Origin of the sequence: Sphingosinicella soli, from assembly GCF_014199685.1 — a bacterium.
Lineage (GTDB): Bacteria > Pseudomonadota > Alphaproteobacteria > Sphingomonadales > Sphingomonadaceae > Sphingosinicella > Sphingosinicella soli.
Window position 1 is genome coordinate 1 of sequence record NZ_JACHNZ010000037.1, and the last position, 17,620, is coordinate 17,620.

Genomic DNA, 17,620 nt, shown 5'->3' on the forward strand with positions numbered 1-17,620 from the left:
GTTGTGGCGCTCCCATGGAGTATCTGTCCCATAGCGCATCCTTCCATTGCTGGCTGAATAATGCACCATCAAAGCCTGGGATCAAACACCTAGGGCGGCTGGAGCGAGGCGGCATACGTCTCGGCGGAACTCAAGGGCGATCCGCGCCGCATCGGGCGCATCATGGTGATCGGCCTCGGCATCGTCACCGTGCTTTATCTTCTCGTGAACCTGGCCTTCCTGAATGCGCTCGGGCTTGCCGGCATGGCTGAAAGCGATGCGGTTGCGGCCGATGTGATGCGCCGGGCGTTCGGCGAACGCGGCGCGGCGATCCTCAGCCTGCTCATCGTTGTCGCAGCGCTCACGTCGGCGAATGCGACTGCGATCACGGGCGCGCGGACAAGCTGCGCGCTCGGACGGGAATTCCCCGCGTTCCGCTGGCTCGGCCGCTGGGATCGCGCGCGCGACACGCCGGGAAACGCGCTGGTCGTGCAGGGCGGGATTGCGCTCCTGCTCGTGGTTGCGGGCGCCTTCGCGCGCGACGGCTTCACCCTCGCGGTCGAATACACCGCGCCCGTGTTCTGGTTCTTTCTGCTGCTCACCGGCATTGCGCTGTTCGTGCTGCGCGTGCGCGAGCCGGATGTGCCGCGCCCGTTCCGCGTCCCGCTTTATCCGCTGACGCCGGCGCTTTTCTGTCTCACCTGTCTCTATCTGCTCTGGTCCAGTGTCAGTTACACCGGCTGGGGCGCTTTTGCGGGTATCGCCGTGCTCGCTGCGGGCGGCGTGCTGCTTATCGTGTTTCGCAGCCTTGGAAAGGAATCCGACGGATGAAATGGAAAATCGCCTGCGCGCTTTTGGTCGGCACGACCCTGCCGCTTGCGGCTGCACCGGCCGCAGCGCAAGCGCAGCAGGCCGAAGCGCGAACCCCCGATGTCATTTACGTCCCGACGCCGCCCGATGTCGTCGACAAGATGCTGGAGATGGCGGACGTGAAGGATGGCGATGTGCTTTACGATCTGGGTTCGGGCGACGGGCGCATCCCGATCGCGGCGGCGAAGCGCTTCAAGCTGCGCGCGGTCGGCATAGACATCGATCCCGAGCGCATCGCGGAGGCGCGGGCGAACGCGAAGGAAGCCGGTGTTGCCGACGCGGTCAGCTTCCGCCAGGAAGATCTGTTCCAGGCGGATTTCAGCGAAGCGACGGTCGTTACGCTCTATCTGCTCGATACGCTCAACGAAAAGCTGATGCCGCGCCTGCTGAAAGAGTTGAAGCCCGGCACGCGGATCGTCAGCCATGCCTTCCGCATGGGCGACTGGGAGCCGGAACAGACTGCCGACGTCGACGGCCGATCCGTCTATTACTGGACCGTTCCCAAAAGGCGCTGACGCCCCGACGCCTGCTTGACACGGGCCGATTCGGCACTTATCAGCCATTCATCCCGAGGGTATCGCATTCCGGCGGCGCAAACGCGTGCTCGCCGGTTTTGCGTGTTCATTGGGGTTTCACGCTTTGAGATAGGCCGCGCGCCCACGCGGCCTGTGGAGCTAGGAGAACTGTCTGTGGCACGTATTGCGGGTGTTAACATCCCGACCAACAAGCGCGTCGTGATCGCCCTTACCTATATTCATGGCATCGGCCGCACCACCGCTTCCAAGATTTGCTCGACGCTGGGTTTCCCGGCGGAACGGCGTGTTCAGGATCTCACCGATCAGGAAGTCATCCAGATCCGCGAGATCATTGACCGCGACAACACTGTTGAAGGCGATCTTCGCCGCGAGACGTCGATGAACATCAAGCGTTTGATGGATCTCGCGTCCTATCGCGGCCTGCGTCACCGCAAGGGCCTTCCGGTCCGCGGCCAGCGCACGCACACCAATGCCCGCACCCGCAAGGGCAAGGCCAAGCCGATCGCCGGCAAGAAGAAATAAGCGAGCAAAAGGGAGCTATTCGAAATGGCACGGGAACCGGCTCGCATCAAACGTCGCGAGCGCAAGAACATCACGTCGGGCGTCGCGCATGTGAACGCCTCTTTCAACAACACCATGATCACCATCACGGACGCGCAGGGCAATGCGATTGCCTGGTCGTCGGCCGGTACGATGGGTTTCAAGGGCAGCCGCAAGTCGACGCCTTACGCCGCGCAGGTCGCAGCGGAAGACGCCGGCAAGAAGGCCGCCGAGCACGGCGTGCGGACGCTTGAAGTCGAAGTCCGGGGTCCGGGTTCGGGCCGCGAATCGGCGCTTCGCGCGCTGCAGGCGGTCGGCCTCCAGATCACCGCGATCCGCGATGTGACGCCGATCCCGCACAACGGCGTGCGTCCGCCCAAGCGCCGCCGCGTCTGACGCGCGTTTCGCCGAAGCGTTTCGTCCGAAAATCCTATGCGGCGGGCCTCGGCCCGCCAGCCCGCGAAGGGGAACACAGTGGCCGTAATTGCAAAGAACTGGCAGGAACTGAAGAAACCCAACAGCCTTGAAGTGAAGGTCGGCGCGGACAAGGCGCGGAAGGCGACGTTCGTTGCCGAGCCGCTGGAGCGCGGCTTCGGCCTCACGCTCGGCAATGCGCTTCGCCGTGTGCTGCTCTCCTCGCTGCAGGGCGCGGCCGTCACGTCGATCAAGATCGACGGCGTGCTGCACGAGTTTTCTTCGCTCGCCGGCGTGCGCGAGGATGTCACCGACATCGTGCTCAACGTGAAGCAGATCGCGGTGAAGATGCTCGACGAGATGCCCAAGCGTCTGCACCTCACGGCGTCGGGCCCGGGCGAAGTCACCGCCGGCCAGATTTCGGTGTCGGGCGATATCGAGATCATGAACCCCGATCTCGTCATCTGCACGCTCGACGAGGGCGCGACGCTCAACATGGAACTGACGGTGGAGACCGGCAAGGGCTATGCGCCCGCGTCGCAGAACCGCCCGGCTGATGCCCCGATCGGCCTTGTGCCGGTCGATGCGCTGTACTCGCCGGTGCGTCAGGTCGCCTACAAGGTGGAAAACACCCGCGTCGGGCAGGAGCTTGATTACGACAAGATGACGCTGACGGTCGAAACCGACGGCACCATCACGCCGGAAGACGCGCTCGCCTATTCGGCGCGCATCCTGCAGGATCAGCTCGCGCTGTTCATCAACTTCGACGAGCCGACGGCGATCGCTGCCGTTCCCTCCGCCGCTGCCGCGGCGCAGGAGGACGAAGGCGCCATCAACCGTTACCTTCTCAAGAAGGTGGACGAGCTGGAGCTTTCGGTCCGCAGCGCGAACTGCCTGAAGAACGACAACATCATCTACATCGGCGACCTCGTTCAGAAGACCGAGGCCGAGATGCTGCGCACGCCGAACTTCGGCCGCAAGAGCCTCAACGAGATCAAGGAAGTCCTGTCGCAGATGGGCCTTCGCCTCGGCATGGAAATCCCCGGCTGGCCGCCGGAGAACATCGAGGAACTCGCCAAGAAGCTCGAACAGGAAATCATGGGCTGAGGCAGGCCGGCAGAGGCCCGCGACGCTGTCGTTGGCCTCACTTTCCTAACCTTTGCCTGCAAACGGGTTTGGGCGGCGCCCGGTTTCTGCCGCCTGGTCCGGAGTACCTTGCACGGCTCCGTGAACAAACGAAAAGGAAGACATCATGCGTCACCGCGTAGGACACCGGAAGCTCGGCCGGACCTCGAGCCACCGTCAGGCACTGTTCCGCAACATGGCCGCCGCGCTCATCAAGCACGAGCAGATCAAGACCACGCTGCCCAAGGCGAAGGAACTTCGCCCGTACGTGGAAAAGCTGGTCACGCTCGCGAAGAAGGGCGGCCTTTCCAATCGCCGTCTCGCGCAGTCGCGCCTGATGGACGAGACGCAGCTCAAGAAACTGTTCGACGTGCTCGGCCCGCGCTACGAAGGCCGCCCCGGCGGCTACATCCGCGTGCTGAAGGCCGGCATCCGCGGCGACGACGCTGCGCCGATGGCGATCATCGAGTTCGTCGATCGCGACACCAGCGCCAAGGGCCAGGACTCCGGTCCGGTCGAATCCTACGACGAGGCCGAAGCCGCCTGATCGGGGGCCTTTCGCCGAAGACCACAGGGCCGCGCCTCCGGGCGCGGCCCTTTTCTTTTTCGCCGCACCCAATAGTGTCGCGCGGTGAAAGCCCCTCCTCTTCAGGGGAGGGGTTTGGGGAGGGGCGGTTCCGCTTCTCTCACGTTGAATGCGAGGATACGCCCACCACGGTGCCGCCCATGACCGATTTCCGCTTCGACTACGGCCCCCGCGTGCTCTCCGGCGCGGGCCGCAGCACGTCGGTTCCCGACCTCGTTCCCGAAGGCCCCGTCCTCGTCGTCACCGACACGGGCGTGCGCGGTCTCGGCCTTGCCGATCCGATGCTCGCCGCGCTCGCAGACCGCGCCGTGGTGTTCGATGCCGTCGAGCCCGATCCTTCCGCCGCCACTGCGCTCGCCGCCGTCGCAGCCGGGCGCGAGGCGGGCGTCACGTCGGTCGTCGGCTTCGGCGGCGGCAGTCCGATGGATGTCGCCAAGGTCGTCGCCTACCTGCTCGGCTCGGGAGACGACCTCGACGCGATCTACGGCGTCGATCAGGCGAAGGGCGCGCGCTTGCCGCTCGTCCTCATCCCCACCACGGCGGGCACCGGGTCCGAAGCCACGCCCATCGCCATTCTCACCGTGGGCGGCGCGGAGAAGAAGGGCATCGTCGCGCGGCCGCTCTATGCCGACTGGGCGATCCTCGACGCTGCGCTCACCTTCGGCCTGCCGCGCGGCGTCACCGCCGCAACCGGGATCGACGCGATGGTCCACGCAATCGAGGCGTTCACCACGAAGCGCCTCAAGAACCCGCTGTCGGACGCGCTCGCGAAGGAAGCCCTTCGCCTGCTCGGCGCCAACATCCGCCGCGCCTGCGACGACCCCGCTGATCCGGGCGCGCGCGGCGCCATGCTGCTCGGTTCGCACCTCGCCGGAGTCGCCTTCGCCAACGCCCCCGTCGCGGGTGTCCATGCGCTCGCCTATCCGCTCGGCGGGCATTTCCATGTCCTCCACGGTCTTTCGAACGCGCTGATGCTGCCGCATGTGCTCGGCCACAACATGGCCGCCGCGCTGCCGCTCTACGCCGATCTCGCGCCGATCCTCGATTCCAGCCTGGCATCCCTCGGTCGGCAGGCGCAGGCGCAGGGTCTCGTCGAGGCGCTCGCCGCCATCGCCGCCGATTGCGGCGTGCCCTCGCGCCTGCGCGATGTCGGCGTCAAGGCAGCCGACCTCGACATGCTCGCGAGCGAGGCGATGAAGCAGCAGCGTCTGCTCATCAACAACCCGTGCGAGATCGGCCTTGCCGATGCGCGCCGTCTCTACGCGGCCGCGCTGTGAGTCGCGAACCCTTCCGCGCCCGCGCAGATTATGCCGCGTTCCGCAGCATCCCCACGCGCTGGGCCGACAACGACGTCTACGGCCACGTCAACAACGTGGTCTATTACAGCTGGTTCGATACGGCGGTGAACGCGCATTTGATCGAAGCGGGCGTGCTCGATATCCACGGCGGCGCCGTCATCGGCCTCGTCGTTGAAACCGGCTGCCGCTACGCCGCGCCGCTTGCGTTCCCGCAGGTGATCGATGCGGGCATCCGCGCCGCGCGCATCGGCACATCGTCCGTCCGCTACGAAGTCGGGCTGTTCGCGGAGGGTGAAGCCGAAGCCGCCGCAGAGGGTTTCTTCATCCACGTCTACGTGGACCGCGAAAGCCGCCGCCCGGTGCCGCTTCCCGCCGATCTTCGCGCCGTGCTGGCGGCGATTTCGGTTCATCGCGGATAAAGCTCGCCGGGCGCATTCTCGCGGCAGATCATCGCGGGGTAGCATCATGCGCAAGGGTATGGGTTTCGGCGTCGCCACGGCCATCGTGGTCTCTTCAATGGCGGGCATTCCCGGTTTCGCGAACACGCCGCTCGGCGTGTCGGAAGCGCATGCCGACGGGCGCTACGGGCGCCGCCATCACCGCCGGGGCGACGGTTTCGATCTGGGCGACGCGATCGTCGGCGCCGTGGTCGCGGGCGGCCTCATCGCCGTCCTCTCCGGCGCTTCGAAGAAGAAGAAAGAGCAAGAAGACCGCCCGCTCGATCCGCGCTGGGAGCCGGAAGGCGACTGGAACCGCGACGGCACATATGGCGGCCGCGACAGTGATATCAGCTGGCAGGACCGCGACTGGAACAACCGCACGCAGGAGGAACGCGCCGCCATCTCCACCTGCGCGCGCGAGGCCGAAGACCTCGGCAGCCGCTACGGCCGCGAGGCGCGGGTGAACGACATTCGCGGGCTGGAGCGGCAGGGCGGTGAGTACCGCGTCTCCGGCCGCGTCGAAATGCGCGGCGACGACCGTGATGACCGCCGGGACGACAGCCGCCGCGACGAGAGTTTCTCGTGCTACGTGCGCGGCGACCGCATCACCGACTTCCGCTTCGAAAGCGCTTACGCGGGCCGCTGACTGGCCCTTTGAGCCCGCTCCGGCTAGGCTGGTCTTCTGCAATCCCCCCCCTTCCCGCAGGAGACCAGCCTTTGACCGTTGCCGAAGATGCCGCTGCCGTCCTCGCCTTCTGGTTCGATGAACTGACGCCCAAGCAGCACTGGGCGAAATCGTCGGAGCTTGATGTGAAAATCACCCGCCGCTTCGGCGCGCTGCGGGATCAGGTGTTTGCCGATACCGCGCCGTGGACGGGCGATGTCGAAACGCTGCTCGCCGCGATCATCCTGCTCGATCAGTTTTCGCGGAACATTTACCGCGATACGGCGCGCGCGTTCGAGGCGGACGCCGCCGCGCTCGATCTCACGCTCTTTGGTATCGGCGAAGGCTGGCACCGGGCGCTCGATCCCGTGCGGCGCGGCTTTTTCTACATGCCGCTGATGCATGCGGAGGATCGCGGCGTGCAGCGGTTTGCGCTGCGCTGCTTCTCCGAACCCGGCCTCGAAAAACAGATCGGCTTCGCGCGCGATCATGCGGAGGTCATCGAGCGCTTCGGCCGCTATCCCACGCGCAACGCCCTTCTCGATCGCGCGTCGACCACGGACGAGCTTGCCTACCTCGCGCAGCCCGGCGTCGGCTGGTAGCGGGCCCCCTCACCGCTCACCGCTCACCGCTCGCCGATATCGTTCATGTCGAAGGGCGTCGTCTGGTAGATCTGGTTGATCCAGTTGCCGAACAGCAGGTGCGCGTGGCTCCGCCAGCGGTTCTGCGGCGTGGCCGACGGGTCGTCGCCGGGGAAATAGTTCTTCGGCACGTCGATCGGCTTCCCGGCGTCGCGGTCGCGGAAATATTCCTCGGCGAGCGATGTCGAATCATACTCGACATGGTTGAACATATGCAGCGACCGGTGCTGCGGGTCGTCGAGCAGACAGAGGCCGGTTTCGGTGCTTTCGGCGAGCACGGTGATGCCGCGATCCTCGGGCAGATCTTCGCGCCGCACCTCTGTCCAGCGCGAAACGGGGATCGCGAAATCGTCGGAAAACCCGCGCAGATAGGGGGATGCCGGGGCAAGGTTGTGGTGATCGAAAACGCCGAACGCCTTCCTGTCCAGCGCATGCTTGGGCACGCCGTGGAAATGGCGCACGGCGGCCTGCGCGCCCCAGCAGATGTTGAAGCTGCCGTGCACGTTGGTCTGCGTCCAGTCGAACACGCGGCGAAGCTCGTCCCAATAGCCCACCTCCTCGAACGGCAGCAGCTCAACGGGCGCGCCGGTGATGATGAAGCCGTCGAAACAGGCGTTTCGCACCTCGCTCCAGGGGCGGTAGAACGAAAGGATGTGATCGGCCGGCGTGTTGCGCGCAACATGATCGGTCATCCGCACCAGCGTCAGTTCCACCTGCAGCGGGGTCGCGCCGATCAGCCGCGCGATCTGCGTTTCGGTGCGGATCTTGTTGGGCATCAGGTTCAGAAGCCCGATGCGCAGCGGGCGGATATCCTGCCGCACGGCGTCGGCCTCGCCCATGATCATCACGCCTTCGCGCTCCAGCGTGCTGCGGGCGGGCAGGTCGTCGGGAATCTTGATCGGCATGGGGCGCGTCTATCCTCGGGTCGCTTGCCGGGTAAGACGCGGTGGCTTGGTCCGTTTGGTTGCCGGATCGGCCACATCCTTCCCGAAGGAAGCGCCACCTTGCCCGGAAAGCAGGTTGGCGTTGGGCCTGAACCCAACTCTTGATGTGATGCCGTATGTAGGCGGGTTTGCGTCCGCCCTCAAGAGGGAAGGCGCGTTCCTGCGCGCGCATTGCGCGGCAGGCGAAGCCACGGCTGGACACGCCCCGCCGCCAGCGTTAACCCGGCCCGATCCCACGTCCTGATTTTTCGAGGCCCCGCGTGACCGTTCCCCACGGCGATTCCATCCTCATTCTCGATTTCGGCAGCCAGGTGACGCAGCTCATCGCCCGGCGCGTGCGCGAGGCGGGGGTTTACTGCGAGATCGTGCCGTTCTCGGGCGGCGAGGCGGCGCTGGAGCGCCTGAAACCCAAGGGCATCATCCTCTCGGGCGGCCCGGCCTCCGTCACCGAGGGCGCCAGCCCCAAGGCGCCGCAGGCGGTGTTCGCGGCGGGCGTGCCAGTGCTCGGCATCTGCTACGGCGAGCAGACGATGTGCGCGGAGCTTGGCGGCAAGGTCACGCCCTCCGATCACCGCGAGTTCGGCCGCGCCTTCATCGAGATCGTGCGCGATTGCCACCTGTTCGACGGGCTGTGGACCACTGCCGAGACGCATCAGGTGTGGATGAGCCACGGCGACCGCGTCGAGGCGATCCCGGAAGGCTTCGAGGTCGTCGCGAAGTCGGACGGCGCGCCCTTCGCCGCGATCGCCGACGACGTGCGCCGCTTCTACGGCGTGCAGTTCCACCCGGAGGTGATTCACACGCCCGACGGCGCGAAGCTGCTGTCCAATTTCGTGCGTCATGTCGCGGGCTGCTCGGGCGACTGGTCGATGGCGGGCTACCGCGACGCGAAGATCGCCGACATCCGCAAGCAGGTCGGGCAGGGCCGCGTGATCTGCGGGCTTTCAGGCGGCGTCGATTCGGCGGTCGCGGCGGTGCTGATCCACGAGGCGATCGGCGAACAGCTCACCTGCGTGTTCGTCGATCACGGCCTGATGCGTTCGCAGGAGGCGGAGGAAGTCGTCTCGCTGTTCCGCGGCGCCTACAACATTCCGCTCGTGCACGTGGACGCGGAAGAGCTGTTCCTCTCCGGCCTCGCAGGCATTTCCGATCCCGAGGCCAAGCGCAAGTTCATCGGCAAGACCTTCATCGATGTGTTCGAGGCCGAGGCGAAGAAAATCGGCGGCGCCGAATTCCTCGCGCAGGGCACGCTCTATCCCGACGTCATCGAAAGCGTCTCGTTCACCGGCGGGCCGTCGGTCACGATCAAGAGCCACCATAACGTCGGGGGCCTGCCCGAGCGCATGAACATGCAGCTCGTCGAACCCTTGCGCGAACTCTTCAAGGACGAGGTCCGCGCGCTGGGCCGCGAGCTTGGCCTTCCCGAGGCGTTCGTGGGTCGCCATCCGTTCCCCGGCCCCGGCCTTGCCATCCGTATTCCCGGCGATGTCGACAAGGAAAAGTGCGACACGCTGCGCAAGGCGGACCGCATCTACCTCGAGGAAATCCGCAAGGCGGGCCTCTACGACGCGATCTGGCAGGCGTTCGCCGTGCTGCTGCCCGTGCGCACCGTCGGCGTGATGGGCGACGGCCGCACCTACGACCGCGTCTGCGCGCTTCGCGCCGTCACCTCGGTCGACGGCATGACCGCCGACATCTACCCCTTCGACGCCGCCTTCCTCAGCCGCGTCGCCACGCGCATCGTGAACGAAGTGCAGGGCATCAACCGCGTCGTCTACGACTACACCTCAAAGCCGCCCGGCACGATCGAGTGGGAGTGACGGATACAAACGGCGGCAGTCGCGTAGTTTCGACGATTTTTTGCGCTTTCGCTATTTCGCGTTCGCCATTGCGTGAACGCCGAGAAGCCATCCTTATACCGTCTGGATCGTACCGCCATCGATGACGAACTCGGCGCCGTGGATCGCGGCTGCGCGGTCTGAGGCGAGATAGGCGATGAGGTCGGCGACCTCTTCGGGCTCGGCCCCCCGCCCGATAGAGATCCCGCCCAGGGCATCGAGCACGGACTGACGCGCGTCTTCGATCGTGCCGCCACTGGCGGCCTGAAGCATTCCGAGAAAGTCTCCCGTGGCCTCCGTCATGATCCAGCCGGGCGAGACGGCGTTGACCCGCACGCCCTTGGGGCCGAGTTCCTTCGAGATCGACTTGCTGTAGGTTCGGAGCGCTGCCTTGGCAGCGGCATAGCCGGTCGTGGATTCGGGCAGCGGCAGGACGGACTGGATCGAGGTCACGTGAACCACGACGCCCGCGCCCCGCTCCAGCATCTGCGGGATCAGCAGGCGGTCGAGCCGGACGGTCGCCAGCAAGTTGAGATTCAGCTCGGCAAGCCAGTGCTCGTCCGTCAACGCGACGAAGCCACCGGCCGGCGACGCCGAGCCCCCGACGACATGGGCGAGGATGTCGATGCCGCCCAGCCGCTCGATCGCCGCCCTGGCCAGCGTTTCGCCGCCCTCGGGCGTGGTCAGGTCCGCCTGGACATAGTCGACGTGTTCCATGGGATCCTTGATCGCGCGGGCCGCGGTGATGACGCGCGCTCCGCCGGCGAGGAACCGCTCGACCGTGGCGCGGCCGAGGCCCTTGGTGCCGCCGCTGACGAGCACGCGCTTGCCGGCGAACTCGGTGGGATCTGCCCTGATGCTCATACCGTGGTCTCCAGGGTCATGATGGCGCCGTGCACCAGCGTGAAGCGATAGGTGAAGCGGAGCGGACTGCCCGGGAAGTCGCCATGCGCGGGGCCTTCGACCACGACATCGCCCTCGTCTTCCCGAACCGTGTCGGGCGTGAAGATCGCCTTCACCGGGATCACGTCTTCCTCGAACAGCTGGCGGATCGCCGCCTCTCCCTCGAAATGCTTGCCGTTGTCGATGAAGACGGCGTCGCGCAGGAAGGGCTTCAACATGCCGTCAATATCGAGACGGGCGTTCGCTTCGATATAGTCGGCGATCGGCTTGGGTAGGTCCATTGACATGGTCATCTCCTCGATGGTGGCGAGGCCTATTTAGCAATGGACTTTTCACCTGATAATCGTGACAAATCGGCATAGTGTGTCACGGAAACCGGGATAATGAGTCGTCATTCGTTGATCGAGCTCGAGGCGGTTCTTGCCATCGTTCGGTGCGGCTCGTTTCGAGCAGCGGCGCTCGATCTCGGCATTTCGACCACGGCCATCAGCAATGCCGTCGGCAAACTCGAACGGGAGCTTGCCGTGCGATTGTTCAATCGCACCACACGCAGTGTCTCGCTCACCTATGCGGGGCGAATTTTCGTCGCACAGATCAAGCCAGCGCTCGAGGACATCCAGAAAGCGATGAACACGGCGCGCGCCCAGCAGGAGACGCCGTCCGGCACCTTGCGCATCAATGCCTTCGCGACGGCGGCGCGCGAAATCATGGCGCCGCTGGTCCTGAATTATCTGCAGCGCTATCCGCAGGTTCATATCGACCTCGTCACCGAGGGGCGGCTTGTCGACGTCGTGGCGGCGGGCTTCGATCTGGGCGTGCGCAGCGCGGATCTGGTGCCAAGCGACGCGATCGCCATACCGCTGGGCCAGGGGCGACGCATGGCGGTTGCCGCATCCCCGGCTTTTTTCGAAAACAGGTCTATCCCCCAAGTGCCGCAGGAGCTGCTCACTTATCCCTGCGTTCGCGTGCGGCTACCCAATGGCGCATTGTTCCGATGGCGGTTCGAGAAGGGCGGCGAGGAATTGCAGCTCGACGTCGATGGCCCGATCACTCTCGACGAAGCCTCTTTGACCCGGATTGCGGTGATGAACGGCGTGGGGATCGGCTATTTCATGGAAGCCGATGTGCGCGAAGACATCGCGGCGGGACGGCTCGTGCGCGTTCTCGAAGACTGGACGCCGCCGCTCGTGCCGCTGTGCCTCTATTATTCCAATCGCCGCAATTCCTCCGCGGCCTTCCAGGCCTTTATCGCGCTCGCGCGCGATTTCGCCGCCGGGCGGCTCGCACAGGTGGAAAATAAGACCCCCAAGCGCCCGATAGGCATTGGCGTTCCCGCCTGACCGGTGGCAGGTTCGCCGCCGTGCAGCTTTCAGGGAGGGCAGGGGATGACGCGGGATTTTCGGGGCAGAGTGCTGGGCGGAGCGGTGGCGGCCTGTGTCATGCTGCTGGGCACGGCGGCGATCGCTGAAACGGCGGCGCTGAAGGCCGATGTCGCCAGGGCCGTCGATGCGCGCGCGAAGCTCGCGCAGCAGATGACCGATTCGATCTTCAGCTTCGGCGAGATCGGGTTCGAGGAATCCGAAACCAGCCGCTACATCACCGACATCCTCGAAAAGAACGGCTTCAAGGTCACGCGCGGCGTCGCCGGTCTGCCGACGGGCTGGACCGCGACATGGGGCAGCGGCGGCCCGCTCATCGCGATCGGCAGCGATATCGACGGCGTGCCGCAGGCCTCGCAGAAGCCCGGCGTTCCGTATCACGATCCGATCGTCGCGGGCGCGCCCGGGCACGGCGAGGGGCACAACAGCGGCATCCCGCTCGTGGTGGTCGCGGCGCTGGCGGCAAGGGATGTGATGCAGCGCGAAGGCATCCCCGGCCGGCTGCTGATCTGGCCCGGCGTTGCCGAGGAGCTGTTGAGCGGCAAGGCGTGGTTCGTCCGCGCAGGGGTGTTCAAGGATGTGGACGCTGTTCTCTTCGCGCATGTCTCGAGCGGCTTCACGACGAGCTGGGGCGAAGCGGCGGGCACGGGGATGATCTCGGCCTCCTACACGTTCGACGGCAAGGCCGCGCATTCGGGCGTCTCGCCCTGGTTCGGGCGCAGCGCGCTCGATGCGGTCGAGCTGATGAACATGGGCTGGAACATGCGGCGCGAGCATCTGCGCCTGCAGCAGCGTTCGCATTATGTCATCACGAACGGCGGCGATCAGCCCAACGTCGTCCCGCCGCAGGCGTCGGTCTGGTATTATTTCCGCGAGCAGACCTTCGACCGCATCAAGGAAAATTTCGCGATCGGCAACCGCATCGCCGATGCCGCTGCGGCGATGACGGACACGAAGGTCACGCGCCGCATTCTGGGCGTGGCGGCGCCCCGGCACTTCAACAAGCCGCTCGCCGAGGCGGCGTGGGCGAACATCGCGGCCGTCGGCATGCCGTCGTGGAGCGCCGACGACCAGGCGTTCGCGAAGACGGTGCAGCACAATCTCGGCGCGCCGGAGGAGGGGCTGAAGGCGGAGGTCGATGCGCTGCGCCCGCCGCCTGAAGAAAACTACGTCGGCGGCTCCGACGACATCGGTGACATTTCGTGGACGGTGCCCACGATCACGCTGACCTATCCGTCGAACATCCCCGGCATCCCGGCGCATCACTGGGGCTCGGCGATCGCGATGGCGACGCCCATCGCGCACAAGGGCGTGGTGAACGGCGCCAAGGCGATGGCGATGACGGTCGTCGATCTGATGACGAAACCTGCGCTGCTCGCCGAGGCGAAGACCTATTTCACCGACGTTCAGACGAAGTCGCAGACATACGTGTCCTTCCTCTCGGCGGAGGACACGCCGCCGATCCTGCTCAACCGCAAACGCATGGACGAATTCCGGCCGGAGCTGAAGAAGCACTACTATAACCCCGCCCGCTACGGCTCCTACATGGAGCAGCTCGGCGTCCGCTATCCGAACACGGAGCGGAGAAAGCCGGAGTGATCCGCATGATCGGGGTTCGGCAGCTCGGCGCCTCGGACCTTGCGGGCTTCCGCGCGCTGAACGCCCTGTTCGCCGAAGTGTTCGCCGATCCGGAGAGTTATGCGGCAAAGCCGCCCGGCGATGCGTGGCTCCAGCGGCTGCTGGCCAGGGACGATTTCGTCGCACTCGTGGCTGAGGACGACGGCGCCGTCGTCGGCGGTCTTGCGGCGTATGTGCTTGAGAAGTTCGAGCAGGAGCGCTCGGAAATCTACATCTACGACCTTGCGGTCGCGGAGGCGAACCGGCGGCGCGGAATCGCAACGGCGCTCATCCGGTTCCTTCAGCAGGTCGCAGCGGCGCGCGGCGCGTGGGTCATATACGTGCAGGCCGATCACGGCGACGATCCGGCGATCGCGCTCTATACGGGGCTTGGCGCGCGCGAGGACGTGCTGCACTTCGACATTCCGGTGAAATCATGAGGGTCCAGCAGTGATAACGCTCTACGGCATCCCCAACTGCGACACGGTGAAGAAGGCGCGCACCTGGCTTGAAGCGCACGGCGTCGACTACGCGTTTCACGATTACAAGAAGGCGGGCATCGATCGGCCCCGCCTGGAGGCGTGGGTGAAGGAGCTCGGCTGGGAAACCGTGCTCAACCGCGCCGGAACCACGTTCCGCAAGCTGCCGGATGCCGACCGCGAGAACCTCGACGCGAACACGGCGGTGAACCTGATGCTGGCGCAGCCCTCGATGATAAAGCGCCCCGTTCTCGACAACGGCAAGGTACGTCTGGCCGGTTTCAAACCCGAGGTTTACGCCGCCGCGCTTCGCTGAGCTTCCCACGCTTGCATGGAGGCGTTACAAGCCGCTCCCATGTCTACGACCTCCACCACGCTCACGCTCGACACCTCGACGAGCCGTGCCAACCCCACTCCGGCGCCGATGAAGCGCCTCACGGTGCCGCGCATCCGTCAGCGCAAGGGCGGCGAGCCGCTCGTGATGCTCACCGCGTATACGGTCCGCATGGCGCAGATCATGGATCCGCACTGCGACATGCTGCTCGTCGGCGATTCGCTGGGGCAGGTGATTTACGGCCTGCCGCACACGGTGGCCGTCACGATGGAGATGATGTGCGCGCACGGTGCCGCCGTCGTTCGGGGCAGCTATCATGCCGCCGTCATCGTCGATATGCCGTTCGGCAGCTATGAAGCCTCGCCCGAGCAGGCGTTCACCAATGCCTCGCGGCTCTTGAAGGAAACCGGCGCTGCGGCCGTGAAGCTGGAAGGCGGCAAGGTGCTCGCGCCCACGGTGGAGTTTCTCACCTCGCGCGGCATCCCGGTCATGGCGCACGTCGGCCTCACGCCGCAGGCGGTGAACATTCTGGGCGGCTACGGCGTACGCGGCAAGAGCGACGTGGAGGCCCGGTCCATTGTGGCTGATGCGAAGGCGATGGCCGATGCGGGCGCGTTTTCGATCGTGATCGAAGGCGTGATGGAGCCGATCGCCATCGAGATCACGAAGACCGTGGCATGCCCCACCATCGGCATCGGGGCTTCGGCTCAGTGCGACGGGCAGGTGCTGGTTGCCGAAGACATGCTCGGCCTGTTCGAGCGCACGCCGAAGTTCGTGAAGCGTTACGGGGCGATGTCGAAGGTGGTGGCGGACGCGGTGAAGGACTATGCGGCCGATGTGCGCGCGCGAACCTTCCCCACGGAAGACAACCTCTACCGGGCCGACGAAGAAAAATAGGGTTTTGCGTGCGCGCGCGGCCATCGCTATGGTCCCGCGCACATTTTGAGAGGCATAACATTGGCCAGGGAACCATCGGGCACGGCGCCCGAAGACGCCTTCATTCGCGAGGTGGACGAGGAAGTTCGCAAGGATCAGCTTGCCGGCTTCTGGAATCGCTTCGGACGCTGGATCGTCATTGTCGTCGGCGGCGGACTCGTCGCACTCGCCGGCTTTCTCTGGTGGCGCGAAGATCAGGTCCGCAAGATCGGCGTGCTCAGCGAGGAATACTCGACGGCGCAGCAGGGCCTTGAGCTCGGCAATGCCAAGGCGGTCGAGGAAATCGAGCGCTTTGCGACCGGCAACTACGGCGGCTACACGGCGCTTGCGCGCTTTACCCAGGCCTCGCGCGCGGTCGAAAACGGCGACAATGCCGCCGCGCTCGCCGCCTATCAGGCGCTCGCCGCCGACAAGAAGCTGCCGCAGCCGCTACGCGACCTTGCGTCGATCACCGCCGTGCGCGTCGAGTTCGATACGCTGGCGCCTGCGGAGATCGTCAATCGGCTGAAACCCCTCGCGCAGCCCGGCGCGCCGTGGTTCGGCGTTGCGGGCGAGATGCTTGCGGTCGCTTATATCAACGAGGGCAAGCCCGAGCTTGCCGGGCCGATCTTCAGCGCGATTTCCTCGGACGAAACCATCGCGCCGTCGCTGCGTCAGCGCGCGCAGCAACTGGCGGCTTCGCTCGGCAGCCTGCCCGATGCAGAGGTGCCCGATGCAGAGGTGCCTGCAGATCCCGTCCCGGCGCCTGTCGCGACAACCGGAAAGAATTGATGCGTAAATCGATTATCGTCGCAGTGCCTCTGGTGCTGGCGCTTGCCAGCTGCGGAATTTTCCGTGGCGGCGGAGACAAGGACAAATCGAAGCTCGCGGGCGAGCGTCTGGCCGTTCTCAATTACGAGGCGCGGACCACGGCGGACCCCGATCTTGCGAATACCACGGTCGCGCTCCCCCCGCCGATCGTCAATGCGGACTGGACCCAGCCGGGCGGCAGCGCGGCGAAGGCGCTCGGGCATCTCAGCCTGCGCGCCAATCCCTCGCGCGCCTGGTCGGTGTCGATCGGCAGCGGCAGCGATCGGACAAAACGGCTGACGTCGGGTCCGGTGGTTTCCGGCGGGCGCGTTTACACGATCGATACGCAGGCCGTGGTTCGCGCGTTCAGCGCGGCAAACGGCGGCCAGCTCTGGTCCGCGACGCTGCGCAAAGAAGGCGAATCCGAAAATGTCGCGTTCGGCGGCGGCGTGGCGACCGACGGCGGCCGCGTCTACGCAACCTCCGGCTACGGCCTCGTTGCGGCCTATGATGCGACCTCGGGCGCAGAAGCCTGGCGCGTGGACATCGGCGTGCCGCTGCGCGGCGCGCCGTCGGTTGAAGGCACGCAGCTTTTTGTCATGACGCAGGACAATCAGTTGCAGGTGCTCTCCACCGCGACGGGTGAAACGCTGTGGGAAAATGCCGCAACGGTCGAACCTGCCGGGCTGCTCGGCACGGCGTCGCCGGCGATCGCGCTCGGCACGGCGGTTGTCGGCTTCTCAAGCGGAGAGCTTCTCGCGCTGCGCATCGAAAACGGGCGCAGCGTCTGGCAGGATGCGCTCAATCGCACCGGCTCCACGACATCGCTCGCGGCGCTCAGCGACATCGATGCCCCTGCTGTCATCAGCGACGGCCGCGTCTACGCGATCGGTCATGGCGGCCGCATGGTGGCGCTGGATCTGTCAACCGGCCAGCGCGTCTGGGAACGCAACCTCGCGGGCACGTCGATGCCCTGGGTGGCGGGCGAATATATCTTCGCGGTGACGGTGGATGGCGAACTCGTCGCGGTGCAACGCGCCGACGGGCGCGTGCGCTGGGTCACGCAGCTCCAGCGCTGGCGCAATGTCGAGAAACGCAAGAATCCGATCATGTGGCAGGGGCCGGTGCTGGCTTCGGACCGGCTGTATCTCGTCAACAGCGAAGGCGATCTCGTCACGGTGTCGCCGACCGACGGCACGGTGCTGTCAACGACCGGGGTGGCGAAAGACATTTTCATTCAACCTGCGGTGGCCGACAACACGCTCTACATCCTCTCCGAAGACGGCCGCCTGAGCGCTTACCGCTAGA

The 17,620-nt window shown here is 65.8% G+C and carries 20 protein-coding genes, 1 pseudogene and 1 riboswitch; of the genes and pseudogenes, 18 read left to right on the forward strand and 3 right to left on the reverse strand.

Features of this window, described 5'->3' with window-relative positions; genetic code table 11:
• Positions 1-105: 105 nt before the first annotated feature.
• The 10 genes and pseudogenes from GGQ98_RS14105 to GGQ98_RS14150 all read left to right on the forward strand — a co-directional run.
• A pseudogene (locus tag GGQ98_RS14105) lies at positions 106-810 on the forward strand (APC family permease); the annotation flags it as partial.
• Positions 807-1,364: an SAM-dependent methyltransferase gene (locus GGQ98_RS14110; protein ID WP_184070614.1), complete on the forward strand. Its 558-nt coding sequence runs from the start codon at positions 807-809 to the stop codon at positions 1,362-1,364. The pseudogene GGQ98_RS14105 and the gene GGQ98_RS14110, both read left to right, overlap by 4 nt.
• A 174-nt stretch (positions 1,365-1,538) precedes the next feature.
• Complete coding sequence (gene rpsM, locus GGQ98_RS14115; protein WP_184070616.1) at positions 1,539-1,907, forward strand: 30S ribosomal protein S13; 369 nt, start codon at positions 1,539-1,541, stop codon at positions 1,905-1,907.
• A gap of 24 nt (positions 1,908-1,931) precedes the next feature.
• On the forward strand, positions 1,932-2,321 hold the full coding sequence (gene rpsK, locus GGQ98_RS14120) for a 30S ribosomal protein S11 (protein ID WP_184070619.1): 390 nt from the start codon (positions 1,932-1,934) through the stop codon (positions 2,319-2,321).
• 78 nt (positions 2,322-2,399) lie between these two features.
• Positions 2,400-3,446 (forward strand): DNA-directed RNA polymerase subunit alpha, encoded by a 1,047-nt coding sequence (locus tag GGQ98_RS14125; protein WP_184070621.1) that lies wholly within the window; start codon positions 2,400-2,402, stop codon positions 3,444-3,446.
• Between the two features lie 145 nt (positions 3,447-3,591).
• Positions 3,592-4,011, forward strand: a complete 420-nt coding sequence (rplQ, locus tag GGQ98_RS14130) for a 50S ribosomal protein L17 (RefSeq protein WP_184070623.1) — start codon at positions 3,592-3,594, stop codon at positions 4,009-4,011.
• Between the two features lie 179 nt (positions 4,012-4,190).
• Positions 4,191-5,327, forward strand: a complete 1,137-nt coding sequence (locus GGQ98_RS18470) for an iron-containing alcohol dehydrogenase (protein WP_184070625.1) — start codon at positions 4,191-4,193, stop codon at positions 5,325-5,327.
• A complete protein-coding gene (locus GGQ98_RS14140) occupies positions 5,324-5,767 on the forward strand; it encodes a thioesterase family protein (protein WP_184070627.1) in 444 nt (147 codons plus the stop codon). Before GGQ98_RS18470 ends, GGQ98_RS14140 begins: the two co-directional genes overlap by 4 nt.
• A gap of 46 nt (positions 5,768-5,813) precedes the next feature.
• Positions 5,814-6,434, forward strand: a complete 621-nt coding sequence (locus GGQ98_RS14145; protein ID WP_184070629.1) for a hypothetical protein — start codon at positions 5,814-5,816, stop codon at positions 6,432-6,434.
• 71 nt (positions 6,435-6,505) lie between these two features.
• Positions 6,506-7,054 (forward strand): DUF924 family protein, encoded by a 549-nt coding sequence (locus GGQ98_RS14150; protein ID WP_184070631.1) that lies wholly within the window; start codon positions 6,506-6,508, stop codon positions 7,052-7,054.
• A gap of 23 nt (positions 7,055-7,077) precedes the next feature.
• Here GGQ98_RS14150 and metA read toward each other — a convergent pair whose 3' ends face one another.
• On the reverse strand, positions 7,078-7,998 hold the full coding sequence (gene metA / locus GGQ98_RS14155) for a homoserine O-acetyltransferase MetA (RefSeq protein ID WP_184070633.1): 921 nt from the start codon (positions 7,996-7,998) through the stop codon (positions 7,078-7,080).
• Positions 7,999-8,043: 45 nt separating this feature from the next.
• Positions 8,044-8,150, reverse strand: a riboswitch (SAM-I-IV-variant riboswitch).
• Positions 8,151-8,297: 147 nt separating this feature from the next.
• Here metA and guaA point away from each other — a divergent pair.
• Positions 8,298-9,857 (forward strand): glutamine-hydrolyzing GMP synthase, encoded by a 1,560-nt coding sequence (gene guaA / locus GGQ98_RS14160; RefSeq protein ID WP_184070635.1) that lies wholly within the window; start codon positions 8,298-8,300, stop codon positions 9,855-9,857.
• A gap of 93 nt (positions 9,858-9,950) precedes the next feature.
• Here guaA and GGQ98_RS14165 read toward each other — a convergent pair whose 3' ends face one another.
• On the reverse strand, positions 9,951-10,739 hold the full coding sequence (locus GGQ98_RS14165; protein WP_184070636.1) for an SDR family oxidoreductase: 789 nt from the start codon (positions 10,737-10,739) through the stop codon (positions 9,951-9,953).
• Positions 10,736-11,065 carry a nuclear transport factor 2 family protein gene (locus GGQ98_RS14170; RefSeq protein WP_184070639.1) on the reverse strand — a complete coding sequence of 110 codons (330 nt, stop codon included), beginning with the start codon at positions 11,063-11,065 and terminating at the stop codon, positions 10,736-10,738. The genes GGQ98_RS14165 and GGQ98_RS14170 overlap by 4 nt, the downstream gene beginning before the upstream one ends.
• Positions 11,066-11,161: 96 nt before the next feature.
• Here GGQ98_RS14170 and GGQ98_RS14175 point away from each other — a divergent pair, with 96 nt between their 5' ends.
• From GGQ98_RS14175 to GGQ98_RS14205, 7 genes are read left to right on the forward strand one after another with little or no spacing between them, the layout of a single operon-like run.
• Positions 11,162-12,118, forward strand: a complete 957-nt coding sequence (locus GGQ98_RS14175) for a LysR family transcriptional regulator (protein WP_184070641.1) — start codon at positions 11,162-11,164, stop codon at positions 12,116-12,118.
• 45 nt (positions 12,119-12,163) lie between these two features.
• Positions 12,164-13,756 (forward strand): amidohydrolase, encoded by a 1,593-nt coding sequence (locus tag GGQ98_RS14180; RefSeq protein WP_184070643.1) that lies wholly within the window; start codon positions 12,164-12,166, stop codon positions 13,754-13,756.
• On the forward strand, positions 13,756-14,214 hold the full coding sequence (locus GGQ98_RS14185) for an AAC(3)-I family aminoglycoside N-acetyltransferase (protein ID WP_424141361.1): 459 nt from the start codon (positions 13,756-13,758) through the stop codon (positions 14,212-14,214). The genes GGQ98_RS14180 and GGQ98_RS14185 overlap by 1 nt, the downstream gene beginning before the upstream one ends.
• A gap of 10 nt (positions 14,215-14,224) precedes the next feature.
• Entirely contained in the window at positions 14,225-14,569 is a 345-nt protein-coding gene (locus tag GGQ98_RS14190) for an ArsC family reductase (RefSeq protein ID WP_184070647.1), read from the forward strand.
• A 39-nt stretch (positions 14,570-14,608) separates the two neighbouring features.
• On the forward strand, positions 14,609-15,484 hold the full coding sequence (gene panB, locus GGQ98_RS14195; RefSeq protein ID WP_184070649.1) for a 3-methyl-2-oxobutanoate hydroxymethyltransferase: 876 nt from the start codon (positions 14,609-14,611) through the stop codon (positions 15,482-15,484).
• Positions 15,485-15,544: 60 nt separating this feature from the next.
• The gene (locus GGQ98_RS14200) at positions 15,545-16,294 is read left to right on the forward strand and encodes a tetratricopeptide repeat protein (protein ID WP_184070651.1); all 750 of its coding nucleotides are present in this window, start codon (positions 15,545-15,547) and stop codon (positions 16,292-16,294) included.
• Positions 16,294-17,619, forward strand: coding sequence for an outer membrane protein assembly factor BamB family protein (locus GGQ98_RS14205; protein WP_184070653.1), 1,326 nt, complete (start codon positions 16,294-16,296; stop codon positions 17,617-17,619). The genes GGQ98_RS14200 and GGQ98_RS14205 overlap by 1 nt, the downstream gene beginning before the upstream one ends.
• Position 17,620 lies beyond the last annotated feature (1 nt).